Source organism: Pseudomonas japonica, from assembly GCF_013522925.1.
Lineage (GTDB): Bacteria > Pseudomonadota > Gammaproteobacteria > Pseudomonadales > Pseudomonadaceae > Aquipseudomonas > Aquipseudomonas japonica_A.
Genome location: NZ_JAAMQU010000015.1, coordinates 30,594 through 51,625, shown reverse-complemented (window position 1 = coordinate 51,625; position 21,032 = coordinate 30,594). Strand labels below are relative to the sequence as shown.

The 21,032-nt window shown below is 59.3% G+C and carries 19 protein-coding genes, 1 other RNA gene and 1 pseudogene; 11 read left to right on the top strand and 10 right to left on the bottom strand.

Going from position 1 to position 21,032, the window contains the following annotated elements:
- Nucleotides 1–81: 81 nt before the first annotated feature.
- Nucleotides 82–849 (bottom strand): FCD domain-containing protein, encoded by a 768-nt coding sequence (locus G7016_RS21305; RefSeq protein WP_181117711.1) that lies wholly within the window; start codon nucleotides 847–849, stop codon nucleotides 82–84.
- 221 nt (nucleotides 850–1,070) lie between these two features.
- On the opposite strand from G7016_RS21305, the gene G7016_RS21300 reads away from it, so the two are divergent.
- The 7 genes from G7016_RS21300 (at nucleotide 1,071) to ssrA (ending at nucleotide 9,551) form a co-directional block, all read left to right on the top strand.
- Nucleotides 1,071–2,741: a lactate permease LctP family transporter gene (locus G7016_RS21300; RefSeq protein WP_181117710.1), complete on the top strand. Its 1,671-nt coding sequence runs from the start codon at nucleotides 1,071–1,073 to the stop codon at nucleotides 2,739–2,741.
- Nucleotides 2,742–2,835: 94 nt separating this feature from the next.
- Nucleotides 2,836–3,660, top strand: a complete 825-nt coding sequence (locus G7016_RS21295) for a (Fe-S)-binding protein (protein ID WP_181117709.1) — start codon at nucleotides 2,836–2,838, stop codon at nucleotides 3,658–3,660.
- Nucleotides 3,657–5,111, top strand: a complete 1,455-nt coding sequence (locus G7016_RS21290) for a LutB/LldF family L-lactate oxidation iron-sulfur protein (RefSeq protein WP_181117708.1) — start codon at nucleotides 3,657–3,659, stop codon at nucleotides 5,109–5,111. Before G7016_RS21295 ends, G7016_RS21290 begins: the two co-directional genes overlap by 4 nt.
- Nucleotides 5,108–5,779: a LutC/YkgG family protein gene (locus G7016_RS21285; RefSeq protein ID WP_181117707.1), complete on the top strand. Its 672-nt coding sequence runs from the start codon at nucleotides 5,108–5,110 to the stop codon at nucleotides 5,777–5,779. Before G7016_RS21290 ends, G7016_RS21285 begins: the two co-directional genes overlap by 4 nt.
- Complete coding sequence (locus tag G7016_RS21280) at nucleotides 5,776–8,637, top strand: FAD-binding and (Fe-S)-binding domain-containing protein (protein WP_181117706.1); 2,862 nt, start codon at nucleotides 5,776–5,778, stop codon at nucleotides 8,635–8,637. The genes G7016_RS21285 and G7016_RS21280 overlap by 4 nt, the downstream gene beginning before the upstream one ends.
- A 144-nt stretch (nucleotides 8,638–8,781) precedes the next feature.
- A complete protein-coding gene (locus G7016_RS21275) occupies nucleotides 8,782–9,069 on the top strand; it encodes a hypothetical protein (protein ID WP_181117705.1) in 288 nt (95 codons plus the stop codon).
- 82 nt (nucleotides 9,070–9,151) lie between these two features.
- Nucleotides 9,152–9,551, top strand: a transfer-messenger RNA (tmRNA) gene (gene ssrA / locus G7016_RS21270).
- 205 nt (nucleotides 9,552–9,756) lie between these two features.
- On the opposite strand, the gene G7016_RS21265 is transcribed toward ssrA, so the two are convergent.
- Nucleotides 9,757–10,050: a transposase gene (locus tag G7016_RS21265; protein ID WP_308812203.1), complete on the bottom strand. Its 294-nt coding sequence runs from the start codon at nucleotides 10,048–10,050 to the stop codon at nucleotides 9,757–9,759.
- A gap of 258 nt (nucleotides 10,051–10,308) precedes the next feature.
- Nucleotides 10,309–10,518, bottom strand: coding sequence for a hypothetical protein (locus G7016_RS21260; protein WP_181117769.1), 210 nt, complete (start codon nucleotides 10,516–10,518; stop codon nucleotides 10,309–10,311).
- On the opposite strand from G7016_RS21260, the gene G7016_RS25660 reads away from it, so the two are divergent.
- Nucleotides 10,441–10,698 carry an ADP-ribosylglycohydrolase family protein gene (locus tag G7016_RS25660; protein WP_375139710.1) on the top strand — a complete coding sequence of 86 codons (258 nt, stop codon included), beginning with the start codon at nucleotides 10,441–10,443 and terminating at the stop codon, nucleotides 10,696–10,698. The genes G7016_RS21260 and G7016_RS25660 overlap by 78 nt on opposite strands.
- 464 nt (nucleotides 10,699–11,162) lie before the next feature.
- Here the strand turns inward: G7016_RS25660 and G7016_RS25655 are convergent.
- A pseudogene (locus G7016_RS25655) lies at nucleotides 11,163–11,501 on the bottom strand (ADP-ribosylglycohydrolase family protein); the annotation flags it as partial.
- A gap of 203 nt (nucleotides 11,502–11,704) precedes the next feature.
- Here G7016_RS25655 and G7016_RS21250 point away from each other — a divergent pair.
- Nucleotides 11,705–12,580, top strand: a complete 876-nt coding sequence (locus G7016_RS21250) for a WYL domain-containing protein (RefSeq protein ID WP_181117703.1) — start codon at nucleotides 11,705–11,707, stop codon at nucleotides 12,578–12,580.
- A 47-nt stretch (nucleotides 12,581–12,627) separates the two neighbouring features.
- Here the strand turns inward: G7016_RS21250 and G7016_RS21245 are convergent, their stop codons facing one another.
- Nucleotides 12,628–13,056, bottom strand: a complete 429-nt coding sequence (locus G7016_RS21245; RefSeq protein ID WP_181117702.1) for a type II toxin-antitoxin system HicB family antitoxin — start codon at nucleotides 13,054–13,056, stop codon at nucleotides 12,628–12,630.
- A gap of 220 nt (nucleotides 13,057–13,276) precedes the next feature.
- Here G7016_RS21245 and G7016_RS21240 point away from each other — a divergent pair, with 220 nt between their 5' ends.
- A complete protein-coding gene (locus G7016_RS21240; RefSeq protein WP_181117701.1) occupies nucleotides 13,277–13,561 on the top strand; it encodes an XRE family transcriptional regulator in 285 nt (94 codons plus the stop codon).
- Between the two features lie 143 nt (nucleotides 13,562–13,704).
- On the opposite strand, the gene G7016_RS21235 is transcribed toward G7016_RS21240, so the two are convergent.
- Together G7016_RS21235 and G7016_RS21230 are read right to left on the bottom strand one after the other, a co-directional pair.
- A complete protein-coding gene (locus tag G7016_RS21235) occupies nucleotides 13,705–13,923 on the bottom strand; it encodes a hypothetical protein (RefSeq protein ID WP_181117700.1) in 219 nt (72 codons plus the stop codon).
- A gap of 242 nt (nucleotides 13,924–14,165) precedes the next feature.
- Nucleotides 14,166–14,384 carry a hypothetical protein gene (locus tag G7016_RS21230; RefSeq protein ID WP_181117699.1) on the bottom strand — a complete coding sequence of 73 codons (219 nt, stop codon included), beginning with the start codon at nucleotides 14,382–14,384 and terminating at the stop codon, nucleotides 14,166–14,168.
- Nucleotides 14,385–14,518: 134 nt separating this feature from the next.
- Here G7016_RS21230 and G7016_RS21225 point away from each other — a divergent pair, with 134 nt between their 5' ends.
- Entirely contained in the window at nucleotides 14,519–15,724 is a 1,206-nt protein-coding gene (locus G7016_RS21225; RefSeq protein ID WP_181117698.1) for a PDDEXK-like family protein, read from the top strand.
- Between the two features lie 150 nt (nucleotides 15,725–15,874).
- Here the strand turns inward: G7016_RS21225 and G7016_RS21220 are convergent, their stop codons facing one another.
- From G7016_RS21220 to G7016_RS21210, 3 genes are all read right to left on the bottom strand, one after another.
- Nucleotides 15,875–17,203, bottom strand: coding sequence for an McrC family protein (locus tag G7016_RS21220; RefSeq protein WP_181117697.1), 1,329 nt, complete (start codon nucleotides 17,201–17,203; stop codon nucleotides 15,875–15,877).
- Nucleotides 17,200–19,059 carry an AAA family ATPase gene (locus G7016_RS21215; protein ID WP_181117696.1) on the bottom strand — a complete coding sequence of 620 codons (1,860 nt, stop codon included), beginning with the start codon at nucleotides 19,057–19,059 and terminating at the stop codon, nucleotides 17,200–17,202. Before G7016_RS21215 ends, G7016_RS21220 begins: the two co-directional genes overlap by 4 nt.
- Before the next feature lie 496 nt (nucleotides 19,060–19,555).
- Nucleotides 19,556–20,779, bottom strand: coding sequence for an RtcB family protein (locus G7016_RS21210; protein ID WP_181117695.1), 1,224 nt, complete (start codon nucleotides 20,777–20,779; stop codon nucleotides 19,556–19,558).
- Nucleotides 20,780–21,032: the final 253 nt, after the last annotated feature.

The following is a 21,032-nucleotide window of genomic DNA, read 5'->3' as shown; positions in this document are numbered from 1 at the left end:
TGCGGCTGCGCTTGCTCCCACAGGGGGTGGCGCAGGCAGTTCAATCTGTGGGGGCAAAAGCTTCGCGAGTCAGGCACTCCCCTACAACCCCTTGCGCCGCTCCGCCCTGGCCAGCCGCTGCGCCTGCTGCTGCACCTCTTCCAGCACTTCCTGCACATACAGAATATGCCGGCTCGACACTTCCCGGGCTTTCTCGGCCTGGCCCTCCATGATCGCCTGATACAGCTCCCGGTGTTGGCTGATCAACATGGCTCGGGTTTCTGACCGCTGCTTGTACATGCCGCCAATGTTGGTGACCACGTTGCGCTTGAGCAGGTCGAACAGGCCACGAATGGTGTGCAGCAACACGGCGTTATGGCTGGCCTCGGCGATCGCCAGATGGAAGCGCGCATCGGCGGCGCCCTCCTCTACCTGGCTGGCTTCATCGGCGCGGGCGTAGCAATCCTGCAGCGTATCGAATGCGGCCGTCAGCCGTTCGCGGTCCACGTCGGTCGCCCGCAACGCGGCGTAATACGCACAGGAGGCTTCCAGCGTGTGGCGAAATTCCAGCAGGTCGTGCTGGGCGCTGGCGCTGTGTTCGAGCAATTCCAGTAAAGGGTCGCTAAAGGTCGTGCCCAGGCTGTCTACCACATAATTACCGCCACCCTGGCGGCTGACCAGAATGCCTTTGGCTGCAAGCTTCTGGATGGCTTCGCGCAGGGACGGCCGAGACACGCCGAACTGCTCGGCCAGTACCCGCTCCGCCGGCAAGCGCTCACCAGCTTTGAGCGTGCCCTCGAGAATCATCCCCTCAAGCCGCTCGACAATATCGTCGGACAAGCGCCGCTGCCGAACCTGATCAAACCCCATCTACCGCCTCCCATGCCTCAGCCGTAAGGGCTGATACCGCGATTTTACCTGCCTGCGAACGATCGCGCCTTAGACCTGCTTACGAGGCGCTACGACCAAAGTCTCGACCAAGGGAAATTGACAGGCCAACCACGGGCACCCTAACCTACCCACCACAACCTGTAAATTGGTATTACCAATTTACCCAAGCGACCGCCTGCCAATAACAACTAGAGGCCGCCATGCAAACCTGGGAACAACTCTACAGCCCGCTGGGCAGCCTTGGGCTGTCTGCCACCTTCGCACTTATCCCCATCGCGTTTTTCTTCGTGGCCCTGGCCTGGCTTCGGCTTAAAGGCCACGTGGCCGGTAGCCTTACGCTGCTGCTGTCGCTGCTGGTAGCGATCTTCGCGTTTCGCATGCCCGCCGACATGGCGCTGGCCGCCGCCGGTTATGGCTTCCTCTATGGGCTGTGGCCTATCGCTTGGATCATTGTGGCCGCGGTGTTCCTGTACAAGCTGACCGTGCAGAGCGGCCAGTTCGAAGTGATCCGTGCCTCGGTGTTGTCGCTGACTGAAGACCAGCGGCTGCAAGTGCTGCTGATCGGCTTCTGCTTCGGTGCCTTCCTGGAAGGCGCGGCAGGTTTCGGCGCCCCGGTGGCCATCACCGCCGCGCTGCTGGTAGGGCTGGGCTTCAATCCCTTGTATGCCGCCGGGTTGTGTTTGATTGCCAACACCGCACCCGTGGCGTTCGGCGCGCTGGGCATTCCGATCATCGTAGCCGGCCAGGTGACTGGCATCGATGCGTTCAAGATCGGCGCCATGGCGGGCCGGCAATTGCCGTTGCTGTCGGTGTTCGTGCCCTTCTGGCTGGTGTTCATCATGGACGGCTGGCGCGGCGTACGCGAAACCTGGCCGGCAGCACTGGTGGCGGGCCTCAGCTTTGCGGTCACGCAATACCTCACCTCCAACTTCATTGGGCCGGAGCTGCCAGACATCACCTCTGCGTTGGTCAGCCTGGTGTCTCTCGCACTGTTCCTCAAGGTATGGTCACCAGCGCCAAGCACCGCGCAGTTGGCAGGAGCAAGTGTCGGCGCCGCAGTGGTTACCGCACCCGCGCGCCAGGCTTGCCCCCACTCAATGGGCGCTATCCTCAAAGCCTGGTCACCGTTTCTGATCCTCACCCTGCTGGTTACGGTGTGGACGCTCAAGCCCTTCAAGGCCCTGTTTGCCGCTGGCGGCTCGCTCTACAGCTGGGTATGGAGCACCCCAATCCCACACCTGGACCAATTGGTGATGAAAGCGGCGCCCATCGTGGCGGCACCTACGGTGATGCCTGCGGTGTTCAAGCTTGATCCCATCTCGGCCACGGGCACTGCGATTTTCCTTTCCGCCTTGGTGAGCATGCTGGTGCTTCGCATACGGCCGTCTATTGGTATTACCACTTTTCTCACCACGGTGAAGGAGCTGCGCTGGCCGATCCTGTCCATCGGCATGGTGCTGGCCTTCGCCTTCGTCACCAACTACTCGGGCATGTCCTCCACCCTGGCGCTGGTGCTTGCAGGTACCGGGGCGGCCTTCCCGTTCTTCTCGCCCTTCCTGGGTTGGCTTGGGGTATTCCTCACGGGCTCGGATACCTCGTCCAACGCGCTGTTCAGCTCACTGCAAGCCACCACCGCGCACCAGATCGGCGTGAACGACACCTTGCTGGTAGCCGCCAATACCAGCGGCGGGGTCACCGGGAAGATGATTTCGCCGCAGTCCATCGCCGTGGCCTGCGCCGCCACCGGCCTGGTGGGGAAAGAATCCGACCTGTTCCGCTTCACCCTCAAGCACAGCCTGTTCTTCGCGGCGCTGGTAGGGCTGATTACGTTGGCCCAGGCGTACTGTTTTACCGGCATTCTGGTGCATTGAAGCTTTACTGAAATGGCACGCCGGACACCCCGGCGTGGCGACCGAGCCCGACCATGGCAATAAAGAAGCCGGGCCATTGTGGAGAACCTGCCTGATGAGCGAGCTTTTTTACAACGCGGCCCCGAACGCCACCCGCCTTGCCGCGCCTATTCCAGCGCCGCGTGAGTACCCGGCGAGCAAGCCGGCGCGGGTGTACCTGTTCGGCACTTGCGTGGTGGACGTGTTCTTCCCGCATGCCGGGCTGGACGCGATCCGCCTGCTGGAGCGTGAAGGCATTGCCGTGGATTATCCACAGGGCCAGAGCTGCTGCGGCCAGCCCGCCTATACCAGCGGCTACACCGACCAGGCCCGCACGGTCGCCGCTGCCCAGTTGGAACTGTTCAAACAGCCGTGGCCCGTGGTGGTGCCGTCGGGCTCGTGCGCCGGGATGTTCCGCGAGCATTATCCGGCGTTGTTCCGGGACGACCCGGCCCGGCTTGCCCAGGCGCAAGCCCTCGCCGCGCGCACCTATGAGCTGGCGGAGTTTCTGCTGCATGTGTGCCAGGTGGAGCTTCGCGATCAAGGCTCGCCGATCAAGGTGGCGCTGCATACGTCCTGCTCGGCGCGGCGGGAAATGAACACCCATGTGCACGGCCGCGCCCTCCTTGCCCAACTGGGCCAGGTGGAGCGTGTGGACCACAGCCATGAAAGTGAATGCTGCGGCTTCGGCGGCACATTCAGCGTGCGCATGCCGGACATCTCCGGCGCCATGGTGGAAGATAAAACTCGCAACCTCATCGACTCTGGCGCGGATGAAGTGATCACTGCCGATTGCGGCTGCCTGATGAACATCAACGGCGCTTTGGAAAAACAGCGCCAACCGCTACGGGGCCAGCACCTGGCGAGCTTTCTGTGGCAGCGCACCGGAGGTGGCCAATGAACAGCCAAACCCGCATTCCCGCTTTGGAAATTCCTACAACCTTCCGCGAGCGCGCCCACACCGCATTAGGCGACAGCCAATTGCGCGGCAACTTCCGCACCGCCATGGATTCGTTGATGACCAAACGGGCCCTGGCGTTTGCCGATGCCGATGAACGCGAGGAACTGCGCGTACTAGGCAACGCGATTCGCGCGCGGGCGCTTTCCAAATTGCCCAACCTGCTGGAAACCTTGGAGCGCAACCTTACCCGCCAAGGCATTCAGGTGCACTGGGCCGAGACCACCGAGCAAGCCAACGAGATTGTGCTGGGGATTGTGGCGAAGCATGAAGCGCGGCAGGTGATCAAGGGCAAGTCCATGGTCAGCGAAGAAATGGAAATGAACGACGTGCTGGCCGCCAAAGGCATCGAATGCCTGGAAGCCGACATGGGCGAGTTCATCGTGCAGCTGGACCACGAAAAGCCTTCCCACATCATCATGCCGGCTATCCACAAGAATGCCGGGCAGGTGGCGTCGCTGTTCGAAAACAAGCTGGGGGTGGAATACACCCGGGACGTGGATGAGCTGATCCAGATCGGCCGCCGCGTGTTGCGGCAGAAGTTCTTCGAGGCGGACATCGGCGTCTCCGGCGTGAACTTCGCGGTCGCCGAAACCGGCACCTTGCTGCTGGTGGAAAACGAAGGCAACGGCCGCATGGTCACCAGCGTGCCGCCTGTGCACATTGCCGTGACCGGTATCGAAAAGGTGGTGGAAAACCTGCGCGACGTGGTGCCGTTACTGTCGCTGCTCACGCGCTCGGCGCTGGGCATTCCCATCACCACCTACGTGAACATGATCTCCAGCCCACGCAAGGCCCACGAGCTCGATGGCCCGCGCGAGGTGCACCTGGTGTTGCTGGACAACGGCCGCAGCCAGGCCTTTGCCGACAGTGAATTGCGCCAGACGCTGAACTGCATCCGCTGCGGCGCCTGCATGAACCATTGCCCGGTGTACACGCGGGTGGGTGGCCACACGTATGGCCAGGTATACCCCGGCCCCATCGGCAAGATTATCACCCCGCACATGGTCGGCCTGGCGGCGGTGCCGGACCACCCCAGCGCCTCCTCGCTGTGCGGCGCCTGCGGCGAAGTGTGCCCGGTGAAAATCCCCATCCCAGCCCTGCTGCGACGGCTGCGCGAGGAAAACGTGAAGCCGCCCAGCGACACGCCGCTGCTGCGCGGCCAAGGCAGCAAATACTCCCGCAAGGAACGCCTCGCCTGGAATGCTTGGGCGCGGCTGAACAGTTCGCCCACGCTGTACCGCGCCTTCCTGAAAATGGCCACGCGGCTGCGCAAGCTCACCCCCGCGAACATCGGCCCATGGACCCAGAACCACAGCGCGCCCCAGCCGGCGCCACGGTCGCTGCATGAACTGGCCGCCGAGCACCTCGCCAAAGGGAAAACCACGCCATGAGCGCCCGCGAAAACATCCTTGGAAAGCTGCGGGCGAGCCTGCAAGGCACCACACCGATTGTGGATAACTTCGACGAGGCCCTGGTCACTGCGCCTTGGTCCTACCCAGCGGAAGAACGCATCGGCCGGCTGCGGCAGTTGATGGAAACGGTACACACCGAAGTCCACCTCAGCACTGCGGCGCAATGGCCTTCATTAGTAGCGAAGCTACTACGCGACCGCCAACTGGACAGCCTGCTGATCGCACCGCGCACGCCCTATGGCCAACAACTGCTCAGCGCGTGGGAAGGCGACACGCAAGCACCGCAAACCAAAGCGTACGACCGCCCGATCGAGGCATGGAAAAGCGAGCTGTTCGATGACACACCGGCCAGCCTCACCGGCACGCTGGGCGCCATCGCGGCGACCGGCAGCCTGATCCTCTGGCCCACCGCCGACGAACCCCGGTTGATGAGCTTGGTGCCGCCGGTGCACTTCGCGTTGCTCAAGGCCAGTGAGATCCACAGCAACTTTTATGAAGTGATGCAGCGCTTCAACTGGGCCGGCGGCATGCCCACCAATGCCTTGTTAGTCTCCGGCCCCTCGAAAACGGCGGACATCGAACAGGTACTGGCCTACGGCGCCCACGGGCCGAAGGACCTTGTGGTGCTGATCCTGGAGGACGCATGACCCTGCCTGCCCGCTTCCTCGCCCATGCACAGGCGTTGATCCCCGCCGAGCGGCGGTTCGACGACCCGATGGCAACGCTGGCCTATGGCACCGACGCCAGCTTTTATCGGCTGCTGCCCAAGCTGGTGATACGGGTGGAAGCCGAGGCGGAAGTGATCAGCCTGCTCAAGGCCGCCGCGGCCGACAAGGTTGCAGTGACCTTCCGCGCGGCCGGCACCAGCTTGTCCGGGCAGGCCATCAGCGATTCCGTGCTGTTGGTGCTGGGCGATCACTGGAACGGCCGCGACATTCGCAACCAGGGCGAGCAGATCCGCCTGCAACCTGGCGTGATCGGCGCCCAGGCCAATGCCTGGCTCAAACCTTATGGCCGCAAGCTGGGGCCGGACCCGGCGTCCATTAACGCCTGCAAGATCGGCGGCATCGTCGCCAACAACGCCAGCGGCATGTGCTGCGGCACCGCGCAAAACACCTACCACACCCTCGCCGGCCTGCGCCTGGTGCTGGCAGACGGCACCTGCGTGGATACCGAAAACCCGGACAGCGTTGCGCTGTTCAGAGAAAGCCATGCGGACCTGCTCGCCACGCTGGAGCAATTGGGCCAGGAAGTACGTGCGGACGAAGCCCTCGCTGCACGTATCCGTCATAAGTACCGGCTGAAGAACACCACCGGCCTGAGCCTCAACGCGCTTGTGGATTACACCGACCCTCTGGATATCCTCAGCCATTTGCTGGTGGGCTCCGAAGGCACCCTGGGCTTTATCAGCTCGGTGACCTACAACACCGTGGTGGACCTGCCCCACAAGGCCACCGCGCTGGTGGTGTTCCCCTCCGTGGAAGAATGCTGCCGCGCCGTTACCGCATTACGCAGCCAACCCGTGGCCGCCGTGGAATTGCTCGACCGCCGCAGCCTGCGCTCGGTGCAACACAAGCCCGGCATGCCAGCGTTCGTGCAGCACTTATCCCCGGGCGCGTGCGCCCTGCTGATCGAAAGCGCGGCCGGCTCTACCGAAACATTGCAAACGCAGGTCGCGCAGGTAGTCGCCACCCTCGCCTCGTTCGAGGTAGAGCAGCGCATCGCCTTCACCACCGACCCTACGGAAAACGCCCGCTTGTGGGCCATTCGCAAAGGCACCTTCCCAGCCGTGGGCGCGGTGCGTGAAACCGGCACCACGGTAATCATCGAAGACGTGACCTTCCCGCTGGAGCGCCTGGCCGAAGGCGTGAACCGCTTGCTGGCGCTGCTGGAAAAACACCGCTACGACGAAGCGATCCTGTTCGGCCACGCCCTGGAAGGCAACCTGCACTTCGTGTTCACCCAAGGCTTCAACAGCCCCGAGGAAATTGCCCGCTACGAAGCCCTGATGGCAGACGTCGCCCAACTGGTGGCAGTGGAATTCGGCGGCTCGCTCAAGGCCGAGCACGGCACCGGCCGCAACATGGCGCCGTTCGTGGAACTGGAATGGGGCACCCAGGCCTACCAGCTGATGTGGACACTCAAGCGCCTGCTGGACCCCCACGGCATTCTCAACCCGGATGTGGTGCTGAGCGAAGACCCGCACATCCACCTCAAACACCTCAAGCCCATGCCCGCCGCCGACGCGCTTGTGGATAAATGTATCGAATGTGGCTTTTGCGAACCGGTGTGCCCGTCCCGCGGGCTTACGCTCAGCCCACGCCAACGCATCGTAATGTGGCGGGACATTCAGGCACGCCGGCGCGATGGGTACAACACCACAGCGCTGGAGCAGCAATTCCAATACCACGGCATCGACACCTGCGCCGCCACCGGGCTATGCGCCGAACGCTGCCCGGTGGGTATCAACACCGGCGACCTGATTAAAAAGCTACGCACTGTCAACGCCGAGCATGGCCGCACCGCCAGCTGGGCCGCCGAACACTTCGCCACATTGATGGCAGGCGCCCGCGTTGGCTTGCGCCTCGCCAATGGCGCGCAGCGGCTGCTGGGCGCACCGCGCATGGCCCGCTACGCCGCCGGTTTACGCCGAGTGAACCAAGCCGTACCCCACTGGCCCGCCGCATTGCCGCAAGCCCAGGCGCCCGTTCAATTCTCTGCACCAAGCGCCGATGCTCGCCCCCGTGTGGTGTACCTGGCGGCGTGCGTTTCCCGCGCGATGGGCCCGGCCAGTAGCGATGCCGAGCAAACGCCCCTTATCGACAAAACCCGCCAGTTGCTGGAAAAAGCCGGTTACCAAGTGGTATTCCCCGAAGGCCTGGACGCCCTGTGCTGCGGCCAGCCCTTCTCATCCAAAGGCTACCCGGACCAAGGCGAAGCCAAGCGCCAAGCAATGATCCGCGCCCTGTTGAAAGCCAGCCGCGGCGGGCTGGATCCAGTGTACTGCGACACCAGCCCGTGCACGCTGCGGCTGGTGGACAACCTCGCCGACACCCGCCTGGACCTGTACGACCCGGTGAAATTTATCCACAGCCACCTGCTCGACAAACTGGACTTCACTCCCCAGCAAGCACCCGTTGCGGTGCACGTCACCTGCAGCACCCAAAACCTCGGCCAAAGCCAGGCATTGCTGGACATCGCCCGCCGCTGCAGCCGCGAAGTAGTAATACCGGAAGGCATTCACTGCTGTGGCTTCGCTGGCGACAAAGGCTTCACCCAACCTGAGCTCAACGCCCACGCGCTGCGCTCACTCAAGAACGCAGTGCAGCACTGCAACGAAGGTATCTCCACCAGCCGCACCTGCGAGATCGGCCTGAGTGAGCACAGCGGCCTCGATTACCACAGCCTGGTGTACCTGGTAGACCGGGTGACACGCCCCAAGCCGGTGCATGCCGATAGGACGTTTGTTGCGCCAAAAGAGGGCGAACACGCGGCGATCAGCTGAAACCTTGTCGTGTTAATTCGTACACAAAAAATAGAACCTCTCGGCAATTCGCGCAGTCCATGAAGTAAGCCCAACCGCGCGGGCGAACCTTGGCGCCTTGGCATTGGCCAATGAGCGTACTTATCCTTCAAAGGAGAAATGCCCATGACCCGTACCCTTCTTTCCGCCTTCGCCCTTTGCGCCGCCACCGTTGTGGCCGCGCCTGCCTTCGCCGCCGACGATCTGTGCGCCGCGAACCTGCAGAAAATCGACGACACCATGACCACCAACACCGCCACCAACCCAGCCCTGGAAAAAACCATGCGCGGCCAGATCGACGCCGCCAAGGCCGACCAGGCCCGCGGTGACACCAAGGCCTGCATCGCCAGCACTGGCAAAATCCTGACCCAGCTGGACAACTACACCAAGAAAGGCGGCGCGGCAGGCAACTGAGCCACGACGGTGCGCTCAACGGTCGACTTTTCTAGCCGAGGGGCGTATGCTTCACAAACCTGCCGCCACTGGCTGCAGGTACGGGGCCGATCAGGATTCGACGCCGGTAACGAAACTTTAGGTGCATGCCGAGTTGGTAACAGAACTCGTAAATCCACTGTTGCAACTTCTATAGTTGCCAATGACGAAACCTACGGCCAGGACTTCGCCATCGCCGCTTAATTGCGACGACTAGAACCTGAGCTTCTGGCTACTTCGGTACCAGCAGTCGCTAGGGGATGCCTGTAAACCCGAACCGACTGTCAGATAGAACAGGATCGCTGCCTAGTATGTCGTGGACGACGCAGCTAAAACTTACACGACTCGCCCAAAGCACCCTGCCCCTCGGGCGGCCGCGGGTTAACTCAGTAGAACGGGCTAAGCATGTAGTACCGACAGCGGAGTACTGGCGGACGGGGGTTCAAATCCCCCCGGCTCCACCAAATCCGAGAAAAGGCGCCTTTCGAGGCGCCTTTTTTTGTGCCTGCGATTTGGGGTTGGTTGTCGCTGCCGGATAGGAGCTGGGCGTAGCCGAAGGCGAAGCTCGCGAATCAGGCGCTGCCATTGCATCCCGGAGCAGCCGGGCTCGCCCGCGACGCTTCTTATCGCTACACCGCGAAATGCTGGATGCAGATACTCTGTTGGCCGTCAACCTTTTTGCAGGTATTTTTCGCTAAAAAGCCTGGACGAGTCGAAGGCCTCGCCGCTTCGCAAGCATGCCCAGATACCGGTCAGGTACTTGCGCATGACAGCGGCGATGGCCTGCATCTTCTTCTTGCCCTTGCCTACCAACGTGTCATAGAAACCCTTGGCATACCGGTCGTAGCGCATGGCACTCATGGCTGGCATGAACAGGGCCGAGCGCAGGTAGGCGTTGCCGGATTTGCCGAACCCTCGCGAACAGCGGCTCATCGTCCAGTACAGCGGTAACTTGTTCTTCACGGTCCGATAGGCCAGCGAATACAAGCCGCCATTCAGAGCTGTCCAGCTTCTGCTCCGCCTTGAATTTATTTAGGGCCTCCTGCCGCTTTTCCTTTGGGGGTACGAAGGCTTTCTCGGCCTTGTCGTAACGCTTGGCCAATTCTTCACTGGCAAGGCGTAAACCGTTGAACGTCGAAAGCTCAACGCCATCCGTACGCTGCTGATGGCGCTGCAAACCGGATTGGATTGCTGAGGACAGCGCTGATAATGCGGTACCCATCAGCGCATCTCCAACTGGCACTTCTCTGGTGCCATGGTGGCGAACACGGGCACGTCTTCGGCCACTTGGTTCTCACTGCCAATACGGGCAATGGAAGCCTGCAGGTTAGCGAGCATTTCGTTCATGCCCGCTTGCATAGCGTTCTGGCCCGCCTGCATATCTTCGGCAATGCTTTCGCCTATGCTGCCGACTCCGCCCATCTTACCCATGGCCACCCCAGCGGCTATCTGGCCGCCGGCTTGTTTGTGGACATCCTCCAGCGTTTGGTGGGGAACGAAAACAGCTTGGAACACGCCATTAAGGCTATCGAGCGGGATTATCCAACTGGGTCCGAGCCAACAGTTCCGCAGAGCAGGCAGCCATGGCACATCAAAATTGGCGGGCTTTGACCGCAAAGAATGCCGTTGGTGCCATTGCGTTTGCCTAGGGATCCATTTTCGGGCAGATTGCCATCAATGACTTGGCTCGTAACTGCCAAGGAAGGCTTTAGCGCGGCACCGCTTGGCCTTCTACCGGCCCACTGCGGCCAACTGATCACGACGACCGAGTTTTTCAGAAATGGACGCTTTTTCAACGCTCTTCAAAAAATGGACCGAGAACCCTTCAGCGCAGTTGTGGGCGCCGTCGTTCGTTGTGGTTGTGGTGCTGCTGTTGGTGGTGTGGTACGCCTGGCCAATCGGTTGCTGCCATGCAATCAATGCAACAGGGGTTCAACGCCCTTGTGCAAGACATGCGCTCGGCCAGTGAAGCCTCTTCCGACAATAGCGCGAAGATGATCGCGCAATTGCTCGCCGAAGGCACAGGGCGCGGCGCGCATTAACCCGCTGCAGCCCTTGCTGAAGTTGTCCGCAGGGGCGCCTAGCCGAGACGAAAGCGCCAATACGCGAGGGAAATCACGGTCGGCATCACGCTGAACCCAAAGGCTGCGTTGCTCGATCAGCCAGCCGTTGGCTGCTACTTCCACATGCATCGCATACCCTTGGGCCTGTCGCCAGCGCAGCAGCGATTCGTGGATCATGCTTGGTACATGGCAGATGCCTTGGGTACTGTTGCGCACGAAGGCACGCAATAATCCGTCGGCCGTGAACAGCAGCATCTGCGTATTTTCGCTGCGTTGACCATTGTCCGAAGGCTGAACCATGTCACTGATCCCAAGAGGGCCGTAAGCCAGCTGAATGGCAGGCCACGCCATGGCGTCAACGGGCGCGCCTAGTGCCTCACCCACAGCACCGCCCAGCAAGCAGCCCCTGACCTGTTCCATCGTATTCATTTGTCATCCCTTTGAATTTTCGCCGCCTACGCTGGCTGCCATTGGGACTCAAGATATGTAGTGGAACACGACAGGTCTAGATTGTAGACTTGTACAGGTAAATTATTCGCGCATATGAGGGCAGGATGAAACGCAAGCAGGCCATCGAGCAGGTACGTTGGGACTTAGCGCTACGCTATCGATTGATCGAGACGGTGGCTTGGTGGGAAGGCCGGTTGACCACGGGGCACCTGATGCAGAGCTTCGGTATCAGCCGCCAGCAAGCGTCGAAGGACATCAATACCTACATTACCGAGCATGCGCCTAAAAACCTTACATATGACAAACAGCTGAAAGGCTACGTGCCGAGCAAGCAGTTCAGGCCCCTGTTCATCGACGACAGCGCCAGCGCTTATCTTCACCTGCTGTATCAAAACAACTCACGAGCGCGGCACATCGAAGGCCTTGCCCTGGCGTATGCGCACACACGAGTGCTGGAGGTACCGGATCGGTCGATCAAGGCAGAGATCCTGCGACCACTACTGAAGGCCTGTAGGGAGCATTTGCGCTTGGAGATCGAATACGTGTCGCTGGCGAACCCTGAGCCGGAAGTGCGGCTGATTGCCCCGCACACGCTGGTATACACCGGCATGCGCTGGCACGTGCGTGCGTTCTGTGAGAAGAACCAGGCCTATCGTGATTTCGTGTTGAGCCGGTTGCGCGGCGTACCCGAACTGATGGATGACGTGACCACGAACGGGATGGAAGGCGACCACGAGTGGAACACCGAAGTGCCTGTACTGATTGCCCCGGACGAGCGATTGGCGCCCGCTCAGAAATCGATCATCGAGACGGACTTCGGCATGGTAGATGGCACGCTGGAGATTCTGACCCGCCAGGCACTGGTGAAGTATGTGCTTCAGCGGTACCAGATCGACCCGAAGAAGCTCGACCCTAAGCCCGAGGCGCAGCAGATCTGGGTGAAGAACCTGAAGGCTCTGAAGGCTTGGTTGTATGACTGAGCAAGCCGGCCGAGCGCCGGTATACCCTCTAACACTACCCGCTCGGCTTATTCAATATTACCGCTAGAGGAGGCCTCCACGATCGCCCAGGCGCGTTCGAGGTGCGGGCTATGAGAGTCCTGCAGAAAATCGAACAGAGTGTCTACGGCTTGGGTCGCGATACCCAGCTGACGAGCCAATTCTGTCCTGCCAAGCCCTGACGCCACAAAAGCATTCCATGTAGAGACCTTTATCGAAGACAGCTCTGAAAGGCAGACCGTTTGCTGGCCGACACAGGGTTCGCTTGGGGTTGGGATTGGTACGTACTCTTCAACATAGAACGAAAACGCCGTTTCCAGACCATCATGCAGCGACTTAAGGGCCATTACCATGTCATCGCCTATGCCATAGGTCCTTGGGATATCGGGGCAGCTCAACCAAAGGCCGTCAGGATCGTCGTGAATCAGGACTGGATAGAGGTATAAGGTCGCGTTCATGATAATTACCAAGACAATTTTTAGTAAACTTAGATTGGAACAGCCGGGCATTTGTCAAGAAAGCCCTCTTAAAAGCGCCAGGTATGGTGAGGTTGAAATATCTGTCCTCCGTAGCGACGCTTGGCGCAAATTTTTCTTAGATATGCGGCCATTCGCCACCAGCCTTAGGACTGGTAGACTCCGTGCCCTGCATCAGCTGCCTCGCAGGTGTCATTCATCCATGAAACGAATCAGAAACTATGTACCACCAAGCGCACCAGAATTGGCAGAGCTCAAAAATAAGTTTGGCCGCACAAGTCAGCAAATGGCAGATATTTACGGTATTTCTCAAGGCGCTAACTGGCGACGGTATACCGGCGGCGCCGATCCCCGCCCTATGTCTATACAGATGCACTTTCACATGGCGGCCCTTCTGACGCTTGCCGAGCCCGAGTTGACACGAGTGCTGGCCACCATGAGCGAGCACGGCGCCCGCCTTGAAGATTCACCTCCCGAGCTAAAGTGAAGAGTTGGCTGCATAGAAAGCCGCAATATTACAACCGCACAAATGCCGCAGCCATGCTGATTATTTGTACATGTAAAGTTTTCATGCAGGGCCGCAGTGCACATGAATTTCTTAAGGTTTTGGTTTACGGCACTTTGACAGTATCAATGGCACAAGTTGAACGAAATATGCAAAGCCGCGGATGCCACGATCAAGATTACGGACACCACCAATACGGGATTCCATATGCGCTTGACCGTAGTGAGTTTCTGTTCGGCCTTCAGTTTGGCTATCTCAGCATGTAGCTTCGTCGTCTCAGCCTTGAGCTTCAGAGTCTCGGCAGCTTTCAGCGCCTGCTTCAGGTCTTCTTTAGTTACGTCCATAACGCATCCTTTTAAACGATTATTGGGGCTTCGCCTGTGCTTGCCACGTTATAGAAGGCTTCACATCGCCACGCGTCACGCGTTTCCGTTGAAGCCACTGCGGCGCCAATCGGACCTGCGCTAAAATCTTACATGTATATTTATACAGAATGGCACATCAAGGGTGAGTACGTTCGTGTGGTTGTGGCAAACGCTCTCTCCAAGCGAGAACAAACCACTGCCTGTGCTGCCTACCAGTCCATTTATCTGATTAAGAAATAGTCGCCAATCATCCTCAATGCTTTCTTGCCCGATGATTCGTAGAGTTCGTGCAAGCCATTCTGATTGGTCAGCTGGTGAAGCTTAAAATGGTTGTAAAATGCTTGCCCCAAACGCTGCTCCGCGAATGTTCCGCTGTACCATAAGTTCAAGAAAAGCTCAAAACTTGCGTGTTCGATCTCGTAACAAGGACCTTCCATCATAAAATTCTCCTATCAGTTCTAGCCTCGGCGCCCAGGACCACAACATCAAAAAAAAACTACTCTTAACCTGTAGCGTGACAACCCAAGTCAGCCCTATAATATGCGCCCCCACCCCCCTTGCGAAGTTCCTAGATATGGATGCAGCGGCCCAGGTAGCTTCTCTGACAGCTAGTCAGGAATTTACAAGCTTAAAGGACTACACCCAAGCTTTCGACCTTTTCAGAGTCATGGGGGTGAGCAATAAGGAGCTCGTTCACTCCAATATCATTGCATCGCTTTTAAATGATCGAGGTACCCATAGCCTAGGCAGCGCCTTCAGGGATGCCTATGTACGCTCGCTCGTTAACTGCAGGCACTCGAATACCGGAGTTCCGGAGCAGGTATTCGAAGCTGCGGCGGGTACACCTGCCGTGGTCGCTCGGGAACTACAGTACATGGACGTATTGATTGATTTCCCTTCCATTGGCCTAGTCATCGCCATTGAGAATAAGATCCATGCTTTGGACCAGCATGAACAGGTCTTAGGGTATCAGCAAGCGCTTTGCGGTCTCTTTCCTCACTATAAGCACCGCCTGGTCGTTTATCTCACGCCTAAAGGTAGGGATTCACCCACGGCGGACCATGAGCATTCTGTGCCTGTGTATTACCAATCGTACGGGCAGCTCGCTCATCTGCTACGCCAGCAGCAAACGCGGACTTCTGGCGCAGTCCGGGAGTTTCTGGAGCAGTTTGCCACTCACATAGAGAAAACAATGACTGGTAGCTCTGAACTTAAGCAGCTATGTTGGCAGCTCTTCGACCAAAATCAGGACGCTTACGAACTTCTGCAGGACCATTACGCGTACTGCCTCGGACGTAAACTCGATGAGAAATTTTCCTACCTCCAGACCCAGCTTTTAGAGGGTGAGCTATTTTCGCCATGGCGAGGGATCGTCGAGATCAAGCTTGTTCGTGATAAAGAAAAAGATAAGCAGCACTACAGCTTGGATGTGCGGCTGGAAGGGTGGCCCTCGGGCTTGTGCGTTAAGATCTACAAGCACACCTGGCTGGGGGTCTTCCCTTACTTCAACAAACGGGACCTCCCAGCCATCAATGAGCGGCTGCCGGTATTCACTTCCCCTGCGCGGCCGGTCCCTGATTTTCCTGACCTCTACCTTGCCTCCAGCAGATATCATGTTAAGCATGAGCGAAAGGTCTGCCCACAGGGAAACAAGGCAACCCCCGACGACTTGAATCTGGCCTTGGCCAAAGCTCGCGAATGTATTGTTGAGATCGAGTCGGCCCTTGCTCCCTCGGAGCTGGTCGCAAACATTTCAGCGCCCGGCACCGAGATTAGCTAGCGGTCGCCACCCCCGCCGTCAGTCCACTCATCCGCTGGAGCGGCGGCGGAATGCTCAGTAGAGGCGTGGAAAGATAGATCATCACAACTGTCCGATACGGAGGTAGACCCGCGGCTGAAGACCCGGTAACTCTGGATCGGCGGCCCGTAATCAACGGCCATTCAGCCCGGTAATATTTTCCGCAACTGCACGCCATTGAGACTCCCGGACGCATCGCCCAAACCCAACACCCTCTATCCCAACCAAGTCATCAGCATCCAGGTCGAAGGGCATCACCCACAGCCTCAACGAGGGGCTGAAATCAAAAGGCGGAAGCGCAAACTGAAAGCTGGCGGAGCGTGGAAAGATCAGAGCCATCTCGCCGCAACCGCCAAGGTATTTTTGCCCGTAGGCAAACAGCTGATAGAAATCCGCTTGGCTTAGGCCGTAGTTACCGGCCCGGTTGAATGCCTGTAGCCGCTTCCATTTTGTGTCCAACACCCAGGCCTGGCGGCCCGATTCCAGGAGAAAGTCTGGTGCCAAACGAAACATCGAGCCGTTCATATGGCTGCACAGGCTATGCCGCGCCGCCTGCGTGGTTAGCCGTGCACCGGGTGTCAACTGCTCACGCAGCCAGCCACCGACATAACTTTCGAACAGCCTTTCCATTGGGAACAACAGGCTGATACCTCGCCATTGGCCCTGTACTGCGAGTGGCATCTGCTGGTTCAAGATCAGCTCGCACCAAGGCTTTACTGCTTGGTAATGGGCCATCAGGCGATCCTCGCTCCAGGCTCGCAAGTCGCGGCTTACCTGCCTGCTTGAAGGGATCTCTGCCAATAGGGCCCGCAACTCATTGGCAAGGCGCCAATTCGAGGCGTCTTGCGTACTCTTGGCTACTGTCTCAAGCGCCAGCTTTAGCAGGCGATTTTCGGCACGGTCGGGAAGGAATACATCGTGGCTGATCTGAAAATGATGTTGGCGCCCCGGAGGCTGGCGCATTTGCTTCACGGCGTTGAGCTGACCGCGGAGAAAGAGCCGCTCCTCCTCCACGCGCTGGTAATCGAACCGTACGCCACGCTTCACCAACACATCGAGCTCACCGAGAAACTGCCCCATCACCCACTCGCTGAGCGGTGCATCGAAGCGCTCTAGGCTGGCAACGGATACCTCACGGGGTTTTAGGTGCAAGGCTCGTTGAATCAGCTTGCGCAGCAATTGCCGACTACTGGCCAGGCAGTCGCCTTCTTCATGGTGCTTCGGCAGGATTTCGAGGCGAGTACCACAGGGCGTTTCGACTACCCCCACATAGGCATCCCACTTCAACGTGCGCCTGCCTTCCAGCTGTAACAGCGAGGCACCGTTGGCCTTGAAGCTTGCACTCAGTTCACATAGCCAATCGAACGCGCTAGAGGTGACCTGAGCCAAGTCCAACGAGTTTTCCACTGCCGCCGTAGTAAGCCGACCGTACTCGCGAATCGAGACCGAGTGACGACTCACTGACCGTTGCCCAAGACGTTCAGGTAACTGTCGATTGAGCTAAACGCAAGCGGGTTAAGTTGCCAACGTTGGTCGTTAAGCCGCCCCGCGATCGTAGCGCCAAACAGCGCTTCGAGGCCAAGCCCAGCCGACGGTCGCTGGACGAAGGGTTGCGTACCATTGTCCTCGGCCTGCTGGTCGTTCAGGACCCATCCAATGCGTTCCCAATCTTCGAAGAAATACTCCTGCAGCAGCGGCAGCACTTGGTTGCGGAAGATCGTTCCCAGGCGTTCTAGCGAGTTGTCTGCCTTGAGCGGGAAGAAATAGGCGTGCCCCAGGCAGTGGTCTCGATCAAGCAGCACCTCAATGCGCCGATTGATTGCTCTTAGCAATTGCCCGATGGTCACTCCCTCAACGCTCACATCGTCTAGAAGCTGAGGCTGAGGCGGCATTTCTCGGAAATTGAAGCGACGGCGCAGAGCGATGTCTAGCCCAGCCAAAGACCGGTCAGTGGTGTTCATGGTGCCGATCAAATAAACATTGTCGGGCACGCTGAAGCTTTGCTTCGAATAGGGCAGCACCACCGACAAGGCCTCCTCGGCTCCGGCGCGCTTGGAAGGCTCGATCAAGGTAATCAGCTCTCCAAAAATGCGCGATACATTGCCTCGGTTGATTTCATCGATGATGAGCACCCGGGCTTCCGGCGGGGGCGCCGTCGGAGCGGCGGGCGCCATGGGAGCGGCGAGGTATTCAACCAGTGGAGCGAGGATATTGTTGTAGCCATTTACCAGAAACGGTTCCAACGCCGCGCTAGGTAGCTTGGCCATTGCGGATTTGTCGCGAATGTCCTGGATTGAAATAGTGCCCAGGCGCACCGCATTGGCCAACTCGCCCAGCATCGTCATAGAGAAGCCTATGAGGTTGCCGTTGGGTTTCCGCAATTCGAGTAAGTCATCCGTCGCACGGACCACTTGATAGTCCCGGCCAAACACCTGGCCAATCCGGAACCCCGTTACCGTTGCGTGCGCGGCGCCAAGCAGTAGCTCCAGCTTCTCCCGGTTCAGCGTCGGGGCACGCAACTCATACAGCGTCATTTGGCTAAACTGGCCGTTAAGCAATTCGCTGTGCGGCAGAGAGGGGCTGTACTCACGCAGCCATTTGACTCGCCGCATCTGCGAGTAACTTGTCTCGAACTCGCTATGCGCCCTGAACTCGTACCCGCCTGTCACCTCGCCTATGGCGCGAAACTTAAAATTCCCGTCGGACACCACGATGAGGTCGCCCACTTGGATGCGGGTAACGAAGGCCGTGACGCTAGTGATACTGTAATCGGTCGCCGGATTTTCCGGGATGAACCCAGCCTGCGCGAAGCGCTCCTGCACGTCCGAGCGGCTGGCACACCCGCTGAAATCAATAGTGTCCCCCCAGCCCAGTAGCACATACCCACCGATGAGGCATTCCTGGTAAATGCTCGCGTCTTCGCCAAGCGTGTTGCCAAGGGACATTTTCCAGATACGGCGCTGCCCTAATTCAATAGGGGCCGGCGCTTGACTAGTCACCTTTACCGCAGCCGCCTCGCACAGCGATTTGAACACCCCATCCACCACGTCATAGCGCAGCTGTTGGGTGACTTCATCGTTGGACGCACGCAATCCTTCGACGAAGTCTTCGTAACTGAAGCTTTGGTGGAAGGTTACGAAACGAATGCGTTCCTGCTGCACCAGCTCGTCGAAGCGACGCTTGAGCGCCGCACGGCTCTCTTGCTGTTCCAGCAGATACGCGGGGTCGAGTACCTCCAGCGCAGCATCGATAGTGGCGTAGGTTTTACCTGTACCCGGCGGCCCAAAGAGGATTTGGTTCTTTGGAACAGTAGTCATGCGCCATCATCCATAGTTACTTCTGTCGAACGCCTTAGGCGTCGTGTCGAGGCCTTGCGTATCAGCCAGGCTCATCCTTGGAGCGTGAATGATGGCAATGTGCAGCAAAACATTTCGTAACGCAATTGTGTGGAAGCGGCGTAGGGACGAGTGGGTTCTTACCCCATGCCGTCATCGTGACGGTTAAGCCAGGATGCGGAGTTGCAGTCGGATCGATGGGTAGGTTGCTAGTGGGTGAGGCATCGGTATAACGAGCCGCCGCTCCATAGATGGCCTTCTATCCTTGAAGAGCGGCGGGGCCGCATTCATGCGGCAGGTCGCAGAAATGACTATTCGCGAGCTGTCGCCCGCTTCCTACCAGGCCCGCTGCAGCCCGACCAGATTTGCTAGGCCAGGGTGCCTATCACCGGTATCAAGCGCAGCGGTAGCAGCTATGTCTGCGGCACAAGCTGATGCGACGCTCGCCGCCTGATTAGCGAGCCGAGCGCGGGTAACCCTACCCCTTAACACAAACCACCTGCCTCAACGTATGCACCACCTCCACCAGATCCCGCTGGGCCTCCATCACTTTCTCGATATCCTTGTAAGCCATCGGGATTTCATCAATCACCGCTTCATCCTTCCTGCACTCCACCCCTTGCGTCGCCTTCACCTGGTCCGCCAAGGTAAACCGCGCTTTGGCCTGCGTGCGGCTCATCACCCGCCCTGCCCCGTGTGAGCAGCTGCAAAACGCTTCTTCATTCCCAAGCCCTCGCACGATAAAGCTCTTGGCGCCCATGGAGCCGGGGATGATGCCCATCTGGCCTTTTTGTGCGGAGACGGCGCCTTTGCGGGTGAGGAGGATGTCTTCGCCGAAGTAGGTGCCGCGCTCGATGTAGTTGTGGTGGCAGTCTACGGCGATGAGGCGGGCTTCGAAGGGTTTGCGGATGATGCCGCGGGCGGCGTCGAGCACGGCGAGCATCATCACGGCGCGGTTCTGGCGGGCGTAGTCCTGGGCCCATTCCACGGCTTCCACATAGTCGTCGAAGCTGCGGGTGCCTTCCTTCAGGTAGGCGAGGTCACGGTCGGGCAGGTTGATCATGTGGGCGCGCATTTCGTCGCGTGCCTTTTCGATGAAGTACGAGCCGATGGCGTTGCCCACGCCGCGCGAGCCGGTGTGCAGCATGAACCACACGTGGTTGGCTTCGTCGAGGCACACCTCTATGAAGTGGTTGCCGGTGCCCAGGGTGCCGAGGTGTTTGTGGTTGTTGGTTTTCTTCAGCACCGGGTGCTTGGCGGCGATGGTGTCGAAGCGGCCTTTCAAGGCGGCCCAGGCGTGGTCCACATGCTTGGGGGCGGCGTCCCATGAACCTTTGTCGCGACCACGGCCCATGGTGCGGCCGTGGGGTACGGCTTTTTCGATGGCCGTGCGCAGGCTGGCGAGGTTATCCGGCAGGTCGGCCGCGCTCAAGGAGGTACGCACCGCGGACATGCCGCAGCCCAGGTCCACGCCCACCGCTGCAGGGATTACCGCGCCTTTGGTGGGGATCACGCTGCCGATGGTTGAGCCTTTGCCCAGGTGCACGTCGGGCATTACGGCCATGTGTCTGAAGATGAAGGGCATGCGGGCGGTGTTCAGCAGTTGCTGCTTGGCCGCGGGGTCTACGGGCACGCCTTGGGTCCACATTTTGATGGGGCTGCCTTCGGGGCCCTTGAGCAGGTCGTAGTGTTGGGCGGTCATAGGTGTGCTCCTTGAAATACGCCGCTTGGGCTCAGGCAAACCTGGCGGCTTGAGGGCATTCTTGGTATTGGATTGGACAGGGGGAATGGGGGTGAATTGCTTTGGAAGCGGGGGTGGGAATTTGAAGATTTTACTGTTTTGCTGAGATTGCCCTCCGAAGGTTTGTGAATATTCCCGGGCTTCGCCCGGTCCTACCGTTTATTTATGGGATTATTGGAGGCCCCGCCGCTTCCCACGGTGTCCCCAACTTTAG

What these genes read in the sequence shown, in the direction of transcription:
- G7016_RS21305 (WP_181117711.1), bottom strand. Translation starts at nt 849, where the DNA reads ATGGGGTTTGATCAGGTTCGGCAGCGGCGCTTGTCCGACGATATTGTC.
- G7016_RS21300 (WP_181117710.1), top strand. Translation starts at nt 1,071, where the DNA reads ATGCAAACCTGGGAACAACTCTACAGCCCGCTGGGCAGCCTTGGGCTG.
- G7016_RS21295 (WP_181117709.1), top strand. Translation starts at nt 2,836, where the DNA reads ATGAGCGAGCTTTTTTACAACGCGGCCCCGAACGCCACCCGCCTTGCC.
- G7016_RS21290 (WP_181117708.1), top strand. Translation starts at nt 3,657, where the DNA reads ATGAACAGCCAAACCCGCATTCCCGCTTTGGAAATTCCTACAACCTTC.
- G7016_RS21285 (WP_181117707.1), top strand. Translation starts at nt 5,108, where the DNA reads ATGAGCGCCCGCGAAAACATCCTTGGAAAGCTGCGGGCGAGCCTGCAA.
- G7016_RS21280 (WP_181117706.1), top strand. Translation starts at nt 5,776, where the DNA reads ATGACCCTGCCTGCCCGCTTCCTCGCCCATGCACAGGCGTTGATCCCC.
- G7016_RS21275 (WP_181117705.1), top strand. Translation starts at nt 8,782, where the DNA reads ATGACCCGTACCCTTCTTTCCGCCTTCGCCCTTTGCGCCGCCACCGTT.
- G7016_RS21260 (WP_181117769.1), bottom strand. Translation starts at nt 10,518, where the DNA reads ATGGGTAAGATGGGCGGAGTCGGCAGCATAGGCGAAAGCATTGCCGAA.
- G7016_RS21250 (WP_181117703.1), top strand. Translation starts at nt 11,705, where the DNA reads ATGAAACGCAAGCAGGCCATCGAGCAGGTACGTTGGGACTTAGCGCTA.
- G7016_RS21245 (WP_181117702.1), bottom strand. Translation starts at nt 13,056, where the DNA reads ATGAACGCGACCTTATACCTCTATCCAGTCCTGATTCACGACGATCCT.
- G7016_RS21240 (WP_181117701.1), top strand. Translation starts at nt 13,277, where the DNA reads ATGAAACGAATCAGAAACTATGTACCACCAAGCGCACCAGAATTGGCA.
- G7016_RS21235 (WP_181117700.1), bottom strand. Translation starts at nt 13,923, where the DNA reads ATGGACGTAACTAAAGAAGACCTGAAGCAGGCGCTGAAAGCTGCCGAG.
- G7016_RS21230 (WP_181117699.1), bottom strand. Translation starts at nt 14,384, where the DNA reads ATGATGGAAGGTCCTTGTTACGAGATCGAACACGCAAGTTTTGAGCTT.
- G7016_RS21225 (WP_181117698.1), top strand. Translation starts at nt 14,519, where the DNA reads ATGGATGCAGCGGCCCAGGTAGCTTCTCTGACAGCTAGTCAGGAATTT.
- G7016_RS21215 (WP_181117696.1), bottom strand. Translation starts at nt 19,059, where the DNA reads ATGACTACTGTTCCAAAGAACCAAATCCTCTTTGGGCCGCCGGGTACA.
- G7016_RS21210 (WP_181117695.1), bottom strand. Translation starts at nt 20,779, where the DNA reads ATGACCGCCCAACACTACGACCTGCTCAAGGGCCCCGAAGGCAGCCCC.